This is a genomic window from bacterium endosymbiont of Bathymodiolus sp. 5 South, from assembly GCF_900128535.1.
Classification (GTDB): domain Bacteria; phylum Pseudomonadota; class Gammaproteobacteria; order PS1; family Pseudothioglobaceae; genus Thiodubiliella.
Genome location: NZ_FQTR01000056.1, coordinates 1 through 12,355 on the forward strand (window position 1 = coordinate 1; position 12,355 = coordinate 12,355).

The window sequence follows — 12,355 nt, forward strand, 5'->3', positions numbered from 1 at the left end:
CCCACTTTTCACCCACTTGGCGATTTTTTAAACCCAGCCTTAGCCCTGCTAGGACAAGGTTTAAAGAAATCACCAATTGGGCAAAAATTGGATTTTGCTAATCATCCCTATTTATGCAAAGGTCTCCTTTGATAACTTTAAATTCTATCGCAGTTTGTAGTAAAGCACGCAAATGCCTACGATAATTATTCCAGTTCCCCGCACTTGATCGACTCAAGATATTATCCCTTCAGTTTAAAATTGTTTCATGATCTAAGGATGAAACAAGATGAACACCCGTATCTTTAATAAATATTGAAACAACAGAGTGGTATTTAATGGTTGTTGCACTTATGATGTGAATCTAAGTATTTTCTCTTATGTGTAAAGTGACTAATTTTTGCAATTTCATACTTCTTCCTTTTTATTGAAAAAAGGGGTATTTTATAAGAATACTTGCATTTTTAAAAAATGCTACTATAATATAATACAAAGAGAAGTGTTTATAGTTTATTGATATATGTGCTTTTTTAACTAAAATTAATGCCAAAGGGTACATTCGGACTTTTAATCCGCTGGTCGAGCGTTCAAATCGCTCACGCCCCACCATACACTATAAGGGTTTCCAAAAAAGGAAGCCCTTTTTTTATGCAAAGGAGAAGATAAAAATGACAGTAAAAAAAGACAAAGTCGTTGAAATGCACTACACACTAAAAAATGATGTAGGTGATGTGCTTGATTCATCAAAAGGCCAAGCGCCAATGCCATTTTTGCAAGGTCATGGTAATATCATTCCTGGCTTAGAAAAAGCAGTAGAAGGCATGAAGGCTGGAGAGTCTTGCGATGTGAGTGTTGAGCCAGCAGAGGCTTATGGTGATCTTCATTCTGAAGCCATTCAAGAAATTCCAAAAGAAGCTTTGCAAGGTATTGATAATCTTGTGGTAGGTATGGAATTACAATCTCAAGATGAGCAGGGTAATTCACTTATTGTTCGTGTAACAGCAATCAACAAAGACAGTGTGACCATTGATGCCAATCATCCTTTAGCAGGGCAGACGCTGAGTTTTAGCGTTAGTATTGAAAGTGTCAGGGATGCAACTAAAGAAGAGCTAGAGCATGGACATATTCATGCTCATGGTGGCTCTTGTTCACATTAAAAACACCAACTTTATAAGTTTCTAATTTAATAAAACTGATTGTTTTCTTATTTTATGCTTTGTCCATTGTGTCAATCTCAAAATATAGCGCCTTATTATCAAGACCAAGATGCTCATTATTTAAGTTGTTCGCACTGTGAGTTGGTGTTTGTGGCACATGAATACCATTTGAGTGATGTAGAAGAAAAACTTCGCTATGATAAGCACCAAAATAAGCCTAATGATAGTGCGTATCAGGTGTTTTTATCTCAAGTGTTTAACCCAGTGATGGTGCACCTTAAAAAAGGCGCAAAAGGTTTGGATTTTGGCTGTGGACCAGGGCCGACTTTGTCGCTAATGTTTGAAAAACAAGGGTATCAAGTGGATTTATTTGATAAATTCTATGCCGATAATCCAGAAGTTTTTAGCAATCAGTATGATTTTATTACCGCAACTGAGGTGGTAGAGCATCTAAGTGAGCCCAGATTTGAACTTAATCGTTTGTTTGGACTGCTGAAAAAAGGCGGCGTATTGGCAATTATGACGCAGATGATAACGAAAGAAACGGACTTCTCCACTTGGTATTATAAAAACGACCCAACACATATTTGTTTTTTCTCTGAGAAGACTATGCGTTATTTGGCACAGCAGTGGGGCGTAAAAATTAAGTTTTTTGCTAACAATGTTGCGTTATTTGTGTCATAATCTTAAATCAACTGACCAATAAGCGGAGTCTATGCGTTATTTTATAATAATTACCATGATCTTTATTTTTACCAATGCTAATGCTTCTTTCGGTGATTGGTTTTCAAGTTTTAGTAAAAGGGCTACGCCTGTTGTTGAAAAACCTATTGTTAAAACGATTGACAAACCTGTTAAGCGGCCGTTGGTCAATATCAATACCGAAGAATTAGTAAAAATCCTAGATAACGACCCCAGCGTGTTGTTGATTGATGTGCGCGCACCGTTTGAGATCAAACATACGGGCACGATCAAGCGTGGTCAGAATGTCAATATTATTCGTGGCTGGATAGAGACGCAGATTGCTGATTATGCAAAGACTAAAGACACGCCTATTGTCGTGTACTGCGGTCGTAATATTCGTTCACCATTGGCCGCTAGAACCTTAATGGAGCTGGGTTATACGAATGTGAAGAATTATAAAGAGGGTTTTTTGACTTGGAAACAAGAACTTAATCCAGTTAAAGTTAGTGATTATGAACCCAATAATATTTTATACAGAAAGCCCATTGAAGTGATTGAGAATGTTTATACAGCAGTTGGCGCAACACAGCCAGGTACTTATGAGAATTCAAATCATAATAATAATTTATCATTTATTGTAACAACTGACGGCGTATTGGTCTTTAATGCGGGTGGCAGCTATCTTGTGGCCAAGGCAATGCACGAGCAGATTAAGCAAGTTACCAAACAGCGTGTGAAGTATGTCGTGCTTGAAAATTCTCAGGGTCATGCGATTTTGGGTGCTAATTATTGGAAACAGCAAGGCGCTATTATTATTGCACATAAAGCAGCAGATAAAGAGATTGCAAAAAAAGGAAAAACCATTTACTTACGTGCTTTAAATCGACAAAAAGACAAACTCATTGATACCGTTGTTGTTCGTCCAGATGTGGCGTTTGATAAGCAGTTTGATTTGACAATGGGCAATACTAAGATTGAGTTAATGCATATTGGCGCATCACATTCTCCAGATGATATTCAATTATGGCTAGCGGCAGAGAAATTACTGATGAGTGGTGATACGGCGTTTAATGAGCGGATGTTACCCATATTCCCACACACTGATATTGCAGCATGGATTAAGACTTGGGACAAGATTGAAGCCTTAAGACCTGAGGTTGTTATCCCTGGGCATGGTGCACCGACTGATTTGGCAACAGTGACTAAATTTACCAAAGATTATTTGTCATATATGCTGGGTGAAGTTGAAAAAATCTTAGAGAATGATGGTGATTTGGTGGATGCTTATAATATTGACCAGTCTGCTTACAGGGATTGGGGTACTTATCGTGAATTGCATCAACGGAATGCTGCGCGTATTTTTAGACAGATGGAATTTAATTAATTGTGCTGTTGCGTTGTTCAATTTAAGTGATTAATGTCAGATAACTTGCATAGCGCTTGGGGTGGATGTTGCCTGCTTCTAGTGCATTTTTGACAGCGCAGTTGGGTTCGTTGATATGTGCACAGTTCCTAAATTTACATTGATTGACAAATGCTTTAAATTCTTTAAATCCGCTCAGGATTTCCTTATCACTCAGATTGTCTAAGTGAAACTCTCGCACCCCTGGAGAATCAATCAAATCACCACCTGAGGGAATATGATAGAGTGTCGTGTTAGTCGTGGTGTGTTTACCGAGTTTGCTTTTGGTTGATATTTCATTGACGCGTAAGTTTAACTCAGGGATAAGTTGATTAATTAAAGAAGATTTTCCCACGCCTGATTGCCCTAAGAAAAGTTGTGTTTTGTTGTTAAGTTGGGCTTGTAGCACAGCAATGCCTATTTGTGTTCTTACGCTTAAATAACTCACTGGATAGCCGATAGCTTCATACATGGCAAAGTCGCTTTTGACTTGTTTAATGTTGTTACTTAACTCGATTTTATTGACGATAAGTCGAATGGGTAGATTTTGGTTCTCTGCAACGATTAAATAACGATCAATCAAATCAAATTGATAATGTGGCTCAATGGCGACTACCAAGCACAGTTCATCAATATTGGCAGCAATCAGTTTGTTTGAACGCTTTAAACTATTGTCACGATCAAGCAAGGCGGTAACAATGCCTTTATTATTATCAGTGGTTTGAAAAATAACCTGATCACCAGCAACCGATAAATCAATATTGCGTCTAGCAGTGCATTGCACTAGGTTACCTAAGTTACTTTCTACCAATAGATGTTGACCATAGCGGGTAATCACCAGTCCCGTTTGTGCACTAGCATTGCTGTCTAAATCTTGCGAGTTGTCCGCTGCTTTATTGGATCTGGCAATACGCTCGGCTTGGATTTTTTCAAATCGCCATTTTTGTCGACGAGTTAGAGACAAAGTGTTATTTTTTAAATTGGTAGTATTTTTTATTAAGATACTTGACGACAGATTTCTCTTCATCAGGAAACCAGTCAAGGCTAAAAGCTTGTACACATTTGCTGACTCGTCCAGTAAGTTTTGGCAAGGTCGTTATTTTGCTATCCTTACGCGTGTAAAAATCATCATCATGTGCAACCATATGACAAGTAATACAAGATTTGTCATGCAGTTCTTTACCCTTGTCATGTAATTCTTTATCCTTATAAGCAAAGGCTGTGGTAGATGATAGGGCGATTATTAGTAATAGTTTTTTCATTGTGTTGTCTCTTTTAAGTGGTTAATACGAATAGATGCACTGGGGTGTGAATCATGAAATGCTGAGTATAGCCTATCGGGTGTTAAAGTTGATGCATTATCGCGATATAACTTAACTAGGCTTGACACCAAGTCATCAGCATTGGTATGTTTTGCAGCGAAGGCATCAGCTTCAAATTCGTGTTTGCGTGAAAAGGCATTGCTGATTGGTTCGATAACAAAACTAAACATGGGTATCGTCAAACTAAACAATACTAAAGCGGCGTAGTTGCTCACCTCACTCATACCTAAGCCATGGAAAAACCAAGGCTGCTTGATGAGATAACCCAACAGTGCCAAACCGATTAAAGAAGTCAAAAATGAAATAATAATTTGTTTGCGAATATGTTGATGATGGAAATGCCCCAATTCATGCGCCAAAATTGCCTCTACTTCTTTGTCTTCCATGCCTTTGAGCAAGGTATCAAAAAACACAATGCGTTTGTTTTTACCAATACCAGTAAAATAAGCATTACCGTGTGATGAACGCTTGGAGCCATCCATGACAAAGATACCATCACTTTTGAAACCTGTGCGCTCTAGTAGATTATCAATCTTAACTTTAAGCTCTTGGTTTGCTAAAGGTTTGAATTTGTTAAACAGGGGTGCAATAAAAGTAGGGTATAGCCACAACATTAATAAAGAAAAACCGGTGAGTAATAACCAAACGCTCAACCACCAGTATTCACCCATGGCATTCATCAAATATAAGATGCTATATAACAACGGTGCACCAATAACCAAAGCTAACATAAAACCCTTAATCATATCACTAACGAGTGTGCCTACCGTGGTTTTATTGAAGCCAAATTTTGCTTCTAAAACAAAAGTGCGATACAAACTAAATGGCAAATCAATCAGTGTGCCAATCACTATCAGGCTAATAATAAAGCCAACACCAATGTAGAGCGTGTCACTGGTTAAAGAGCGCCAAATGCCATCTAAGTAATCCAAACCACCGCCTAATGTCCAAGCCAATAACACCCCTGTTGAAAACAGTATCTCTAAGTGGTTAACTTTTAATTTAGCTGTGGTGTAATCAGCGGCTTTTTGATGTTGTTCTAAGGTGATTTTTGCTGCGAACTCGTTAGGCACTTTGTCAAATGAATTAAGCATAGACTTTGCTTGTCGTGTGTTGAGCCACATCATCGTAACCACATAAGCGAATGTGGTAATTAAAAATATTAAGGTGAATAAGTTAAATTGCATAATTGTGAATATAAAAAAACAGTGAGTGATTCATTTTACTGATTTTTTCTTTGCCTAAGACATTTTTAAGCGTCACAGTAACGGTATAATTTAAAGATTATTTTAATTTATCCTTATTCGTGGCATTAATTGTTCAAAAATATGGCGGTACTTCGGTTGGCTCAATAGAGCATATTCAAGCGGTCGCTAAAAAAGTCAAAGCCTTTGCTGATGCTGGCAATAAGCTGGTTGTTAGTGTCTCTGCAATGAGTGGTGAAACCAACCGTATGACGGCACTCGCACAAGCAACCCAAGACACACCGTCTTTAAGAGAGATGGATGTGTTATTGACCACAGGTGAGCAGGTGAGCATATCCTTGCTTGCTATGGCGTTGCAACAGCTTGGCTGTGATGCCATCTCTTATACGGGCTCACAAGTTAAAATCACCACAGACTCTGAGCATGGCAAGGCGCGCATTAAGTCAATTGATACCCAGCGTATTTATGCCAATCTTGATACAGGTAAAGTTGTGGTGGTTGCAGGTTTTCAAGGGGTAGATGAGCAGGGCAATATCACGACATTAGGGCGTGGTGGCTCAGACACCACAGCGGTTGCTTTGGCAGCGGCACTAAAAGCTGACGAATGTCAGATTTACACCGATGTTGATGGGGTGTATACGACTGATCCTCGCATCGAGCCCAATGCCAGAAAAATGAAGTCAGTGAGTTATGAAGAGATGCTAGAGATGGCATCGCTTGGCTCAAAGGTTTTGCAGATTCGCAGTGTTGAGTTTGCATCGAAATACAAAGTGCCTTTACGGGTGTTATCATCACTGATTGATAATCCAACAGGCACATTAATTACCAGTGAGGAAAACATTATGGAACAAGCAGTTATATCAGGGATTGCACACAATAAAGATGAGGCAAAACTCAGTTTAATCGGTGTGCCAGATGAGCCGGGTATTGCATATAAGATTCTAAAGCCCATTAGTGAGGCAAATATTGAAGTGGATATGATTGTGCAAAGTGTTTCAGCGCGTGAAGGCTTGACAAATTTTGCTTTTACTGTGCATAGAAATGACTTTAATAAGGCGCAAAAGATTTTAAAGGATATTTGTCATGACTTAAAAGCGAAAGCAGTGCAGAGTGATAGTGCAGTGGTCAAAGTATCTTTGGTGGGTATTGGTATGCGCTCACATGCAGGTATTGCCGCACAGATGTTTGAGGTATTGCATCAAGAGAATGTGAATATTCAAATGATTTCCACAAGTGAGATTAAAATATCAGTGGTGATTGATGAAAAATATTTAGAGTTGGCAGTTCGTTCATTGCACCGTGCATTTGAACTCGATAAGGAATAGAGAAAAATGACTGGATTTGATGATAGAGATGGTTTGATTTGGTTTGATGGCGAGTGGGTTGATTGGCGTGAGGCCAAAGTCCATGTGTTGACCCATACGCTCCACTACGGCATGGGTGTCTTTGAAGGGGTGCGCGCCTATCAAACTGAGAATGGCACAGCCATCTTTCGACTTGAAGAACATACCAACAGATTGTTTAATTCTGCCAAAATCATGAATATGGACATTGGTTATTCTAAAGATGAGATTAACCAAGCACAAAGAGAAGCAGTAACTAAGAATCATTTGGACAGCGCCTATCTCCGTCCAATGTGTTTTTACGGCTCAGAAGGCATGGGCTTGCGTGCTGATGGCTTAAAGGTTCATACCATTATTGCTGCGTGGGAGTGGGGCTCGTATTTGGGTGAAGACAATATGAAGAATGGCTTGCGTATTCGCACCTCAAGTTTTACGCGTCATCATGTCAATATCACCATGACCAAGGCCAAGGCTAATGGCAACTACATTAACTCAATGTTAGCACTACAAGAAGCATTAACAGATGGCTACGATGAAGCCTTATTATTAGATGTTGATGGTTTTGTTGCAGAAGGCAGTGGCGAGAATATCTTTATCATTCATGATGGTATCATTTACACCCCTGATTTAACCTCAGCGTTGGCCGGCATTACCCGTGATACCATTGTTACTTTAGCCAGGGATTTAGGCTATAAAGTCATTGAAAAACGCATCACTCGTGATGAAGTATATTGTGCTGATGAGGCGTTTTTTACCGGTACAGCAGCAGAGGTAACCCCTATTCGTGAGCTGGATAATCGCACAATTGGTGCAGGTACACGCGGGCCAATTACTGAGCAATTACAAGCTTTGTATTTTGACTGTGTATATGGTCGTCATGACAAATACAAACAATGGATTAGTAAGGGAGGCTGTTAAGATGTTAAAGGTTGATGATTTCCAACAAAAAAATGTAAGTTATACCGTGGTAAAGAAAGACAACTTACCCGCCCATTGTCCACCTAAGGATGCTCACAAGTGGAATATGCACCCCAAGGTATATTTACAGTTTAATGAGCAAGGTCATGCTGTTTGTCCGTATTGCGGCTCAAAATACGAGTTGACCTAACCCCTCTTGCTTTAAGTCTTATTTATGGCTAAGTCAACCAAAAATATCGTTTTAGTCGGTCCAATGGGATCTGGTAAGACATCGGTTGGTCGTCGACTTGCCTGTGTGTTGAAACGCGATTTTTTTGACACAGATTTTGAAATCGTGGCGCGTACTGGCGTCGCAATTGACTATATTTTTGATGTAGAAGGTGAAAGCGGGTTTCGTCAGCGTGAAATACAAATGCTTGAGGATTTGTGCAAAATTCCTAATATCGTGATTGCTACAGGTGGCGGCATCGTTATCAAAGAAGTCAATCGCGCTTTACTTAAAAAAGAATGTTTTGTGGTGTATTTATCATCCAGTGTTGAGCAATTGGTTAAACGCACTGCCAAATCCAAGGCAAGACCTTTACTAGAGCAATCAAACGACAGAGAAAAAACACTGCGTGATTTACTACAAGCCAGAGAAGGATTTTATCAGCAGGTAGCAGATATGGTGGTTGATACCACAGGCAAAAAACTATATGCTATTATTAATGAGATTAAAAAAGCGGTGAACAAGTGAAGAAAATCCTAATAATGAGCGCCTTATTAAGTCCGCTCAATGCTCAAGCATTAACTGAACAAACCTTTGTTGAGCGTTTGCGAGCCACCCATCCTTTTTTCAATCAACAAGCATTATCCAGTAAGATTAAACTGATCGAAAAGCGCGCCACTAAAGCCAATGAAGATTGGGTGGTTGCTGTTGAGAGTGCGTATCAAAGTGCGCATAAAAATAGCAACGACCTATCAACGGCTACCGCTAATTTAGACACAGCTTCAATTGGACTTTCTGCAACTAGAAAACATGCCAATACGGGCAGTAATATTACCTTTAAACACACTTGGAGAAATAAAAGCAAAAGCACCAATACAACCAACAATGGGTTTTCACTGGATTATACTTATCCACTGTTGCGTAATAAAGACGGTATTAATGAGCGTTTGAGTGGTGATGTGGCACAAATTGCCATCAATCAAAATACTTTGCAACGACTAGAAGCAGAAGAAGTATTCATCTTAAGCAAGTTAAAACTTTTTATTGATTTGGTCTATGCGCAAGAGCAATACTCAATAAATGAGCAGCGATTGGCATTAAGCAAAAAAGAATTAGCCTTGGTAAAGAGCAAATATAGCGCTTCAGTGGTTGAAAAGGTGGATGTTTTATCACAACAAGACGCCTATCAAACAGCCAATCAAAAACTGCTGCAAGCACAGCAGGATTTGACGCTTTTGCGTCATGAAATTGCCGTTGCGCTAGATTTAGATTTTGAGCAAGTGGTGGCTAGCACAGATTTGTATAAAATTTATCATCCTAGTGAAATAGCACTAAAAGCCTATTTATCAAAGAATTCTAGAGTATTAAAAATCAATAATTTGTCACAAAAAATACTAAAACGCCAATTACTTAGTTTTAAAAATACCTCTAAGGCAAAATTGGATTTAAAGCTTGGTATTAGTAGCGCAGGTGAGAATACTAATTATTCAAAATCATTGAGTAATCAAAGTACCACTTGGAAGGTGGGGCTAGGTTTGTCTTATCCAATAGGCGGTATTAAGGCGGATAGTAACATTAAAAAAACCAACATGGAGCTGGAAATCTTAGTGCAATCTAAGCGTGAACAATTGTTAGATATTTATACACAGGCAAAGACACTCAAGGAGAAAATCCAATTTTTAGAGAAAATGATGCACTCTAATCAAGTGCAAATCAAAATAGCCAGTGCACGCACTGTTGAAGAAAAACAGCGCTATAGTAATGGTAATGGCGAGGCGAGTTTTGTTATTAACGCACAAAATAATGAGCAAGTCGTCAAGTTAAGCTATGCCCAAGTTGCCAAAAATTATCAAAAAGCCATACTTGCATTTAAAGCCAGCATCGACCAATTAGTAGAATGAATCAAGCCCCTCTTAGATATCAAATAACCCCTAAAGATACGAATGCACATGTATTCCAAGTGTGCTTAACGCTGGATAATCCTAATCCATTGGGACAAGTGTTTTCATTGCCAAACTGGATTCCTGGTAGTTATTTAATTCGTGATTTTGCCAAGCATATTGTGAGTATTCACGCACACAGTTGTGATAAACCTGTTGCGATTAAAAAACTAGATAAGAATCACTGGATTGCTTGCCCCTGTGCCGATAGCCTTACTTTGGAATACGAAATTTATGCGTTTGATTTGTCAGTGCGCTGCGCCTATTTGACTAATCAGCGTGCGTTTTTTAATGGCAGTAGTGTGTTTTTGCAGCCGGTTGGTTTTGAGAACAACATTTGCGAAGTGCAAATCAACTACCCAACAGATGAAGTGCTAGGTGATTGGGCTTGTGCCACGAGTTTAACTCTGAAAAATAAGCAAAAAGATGCCGAAATTTATACAGCCAACAACTACCTAGATTTAATTGACCATCCTGTTGAGATGGCAGATTTCACGCGTTTTGAGTTTAATGCGGGCAATATCCCGCACACCATGACCATTACTGGCGAGCATTCAACGGATATTGATAGATTAAGAGCTGATTTGATGCGTATTTGTAAGCATCATATTGGTTTTTTTGGTGGCAGTATTCCGTTTGATAGCTATTTATTCTTAACTTTAGCAACCAGTAAAGATTATGGCGGCTTAGAGCACAAAAAATCCAGCAGTTTAATTTGTGCTAGAAAAGAGCTGCCAGCATTAGAACAACAAGAGATTACACCTGAATACACACGCTTTTTAGCGCTGTGCTCACACGAGTATTTCCACGCTTGGTGGATAAAAACCATCAAGCCTGCCAGTTTCCATGAGTTGGATATGAGTTGTGAGAACTATACTGAGCAATTGTGGATATTTGAAGGCTTTACCTCCTACTATGATGAATTGTCACTACTACGCACAGGGATACTTTCTATCGAGCAATATCTCACGCTATTGGTGCCAACCATCAGTAGAATGCACAAAGGGCGTGGACGCTTTAAACAGTCAGTAGCGCAATCAAGTTTTGATGCGTGGACGAAATTTTATCAACAAGATGAGAATGCACCAAATGCCATTGTGAGTTATTACACCAAAGGTGCGTTATTAGCATTTGTGCTTGATATTGAAATACGCAAGCGTACTGATGATAAACACTCGTTAGACGATGTATTGCGCTTGATTTGGGACAATTACCAAGCGACTGGATTAGAAGATGATACCGTGCAAACAGTTATCAAACATCTAACGCAAAGCGACTTTACTCAGTTTTTTGATGCGTATCTATATGGCGTGGATGAGTTACCACTCAAAGAAGCTTTTGAGTATGTAGGTGTCAGTTGTGAATTTAGCCATAAAAAAGACGATTTATCAAAGTTGGGTATCGGCATTAATACAACACAAGAATACGCCGTTATTACTTGTATTCTTGATGCCTCTTGTGCACAAACAGCAGGATTGTATGTGGGTGATAAAATTATCAGTATTAACAACAACAAAGTACTCGCCAAAGATTTGGAGAAGATACTCGGGGCTTGTAGCGAAGGTGATAGTATTAAAATCAACATCCTGAGAGATGAACTATCAAGTGACATACAATTAACAATCGCTTTTGGCAATAAAACACATTGTACTTTAACACTTGACACTAGAGTGAATCAGGCAATTTTAAACCAACAGAAGCAATGGATTTATTGCAATTAGAAATGATAAGCCTATGTTGGGTATACCGAGTGTGGTTGTTAGGTGACAATATCATTCATTAATGCAGCAATTTTCATAGCAGGCATCATAAAGGTCTTATACAGTGTGGGTTAACTTGGTATTCAAATACCGTGCGTTGTATTTAGACTTCAAAAAACTTCACCAGAGTTTTTAGAGATACTCAACAAAACTTGTATCCCAAATCCAAAAATAGAACCATCCAAACCCCAAACCCACAATCAAAACCAAAAAAATGCACCCCATTCAAACCCTGCCTTCAGCAAAACACAGGCATTTTCTCTGTGTCAGGTTTCACCATGTTATACCAAATTCAAAAAACAACAATACTATAAATAGTGTATAATAATCATTTTTTTCACCAACAAAACAATGCCAAAAAGAATTCAACTACCTGATGATTTTTATAAACACGATTTTAAACAACTAGCCAAGATAGAAAAACACCCAAGAACAAG

At 38.8% G+C, this 12,355-nt stretch carries 12 protein-coding genes; 9 read left to right on the plus strand and 3 right to left on the minus strand.

All coding sequences use genetic code 11. The features are described from left to right. The first annotated feature begins 647 nt into the window (after positions 1–647). The 3 genes from BBROOKSOX_RS06365 to BBROOKSOX_RS06375 all read left to right on the plus strand — a co-directional run bounded on the left by BBROOKSOX_RS06365 (position 648) and on the right by BBROOKSOX_RS06375 (position 3,204). A complete protein-coding gene (locus tag BBROOKSOX_RS06365; protein WP_139660391.1) occupies positions 648–1,136 on the plus strand; it encodes an FKBP-type peptidyl-prolyl cis-trans isomerase in 489 nt (162 codons plus the stop codon). Between the two features lie 66 nt (positions 1,137–1,202). Next, positions 1,203–1,820: a class I SAM-dependent methyltransferase gene (locus BBROOKSOX_RS06370; RefSeq protein ID WP_257607789.1), complete on the plus strand. Its 618-nt coding sequence runs from the start codon at positions 1,203–1,205 to the stop codon at positions 1,818–1,820. Positions 1,821–1,875: 55 nt separating this feature from the next. Then, entirely contained in the window at positions 1,876–3,204 is a 1,329-nt protein-coding gene (locus BBROOKSOX_RS06375; RefSeq protein WP_180323888.1) for an MBL fold metallo-hydrolase, read from the plus strand. Between the two features lie 22 nt (positions 3,205–3,226). Here BBROOKSOX_RS06375 and rsgA read toward each other — a convergent pair whose 3' ends face one another. From rsgA to BBROOKSOX_RS06390, 3 genes are read right to left on the minus strand one after another with little or no spacing between them, the layout of a single operon-like run. After that, positions 3,227–4,186, minus strand: coding sequence for a ribosome small subunit-dependent GTPase A (gene rsgA / locus BBROOKSOX_RS06380; RefSeq protein ID WP_139660393.1), 960 nt, complete (start codon positions 4,184–4,186; stop codon positions 3,227–3,229). A gap of 4 nt (positions 4,187–4,190) precedes the next feature. Then, entirely contained in the window at positions 4,191–4,484 is a 294-nt protein-coding gene (locus BBROOKSOX_RS06385) for a hypothetical protein (RefSeq protein ID WP_257607790.1), read from the minus strand. Then, positions 4,481–5,731, minus strand: coding sequence for a M48 family metallopeptidase (locus BBROOKSOX_RS06390; protein ID WP_139660394.1), 1,251 nt, complete (start codon positions 5,729–5,731; stop codon positions 4,481–4,483). Before BBROOKSOX_RS06390 ends, BBROOKSOX_RS06385 begins: the two co-directional genes overlap by 4 nt. A 119-nt stretch (positions 5,732–5,850) precedes the next feature. On the opposite strand from BBROOKSOX_RS06390, the gene BBROOKSOX_RS06395 reads away from it, so the two are divergent. From BBROOKSOX_RS06395 to BBROOKSOX_RS06420, 6 genes are read left to right on the plus strand one after another with little or no spacing between them, the layout of a single operon-like run. Further along, positions 5,851–7,074 (plus strand): aspartate kinase, encoded by a 1,224-nt coding sequence (locus BBROOKSOX_RS06395; RefSeq protein ID WP_139660395.1) that lies wholly within the window; start codon positions 5,851–5,853, stop codon positions 7,072–7,074. 6 nt (positions 7,075–7,080) lie between these two features. After that, positions 7,081–8,010 (plus strand): branched-chain amino acid transaminase, encoded by a 930-nt coding sequence (locus BBROOKSOX_RS06400; RefSeq protein WP_139660396.1) that lies wholly within the window; start codon positions 7,081–7,083, stop codon positions 8,008–8,010. A 1-nt stretch (position 8,011) separates the two neighbouring features. Further along, complete coding sequence (locus tag BBROOKSOX_RS06405; RefSeq protein WP_139660397.1) at positions 8,012–8,200, plus strand: zinc-finger domain-containing protein; 189 nt, start codon at positions 8,012–8,014, stop codon at positions 8,198–8,200. Positions 8,201–8,224: 24 nt separating this feature from the next. Further along, positions 8,225–8,746, plus strand: a complete 522-nt coding sequence (locus BBROOKSOX_RS06410) for a shikimate kinase (protein ID WP_139660398.1) — start codon at positions 8,225–8,227, stop codon at positions 8,744–8,746. A gap of 14 nt (positions 8,747–8,760) precedes the next feature. After that, entirely contained in the window at positions 8,761–10,119 is a 1,359-nt protein-coding gene (locus BBROOKSOX_RS06415) for a TolC family protein (protein WP_257607791.1), read from the plus strand. Then, positions 10,116–11,879, plus strand: a complete 1,764-nt coding sequence (locus tag BBROOKSOX_RS06420; protein ID WP_139660400.1) for a M61 family metallopeptidase — start codon at positions 10,116–10,118, stop codon at positions 11,877–11,879. Before BBROOKSOX_RS06415 ends, BBROOKSOX_RS06420 begins: the two co-directional genes overlap by 4 nt. The last annotated feature ends 476 nt before the right edge of the window (positions 11,880–12,355 follow it).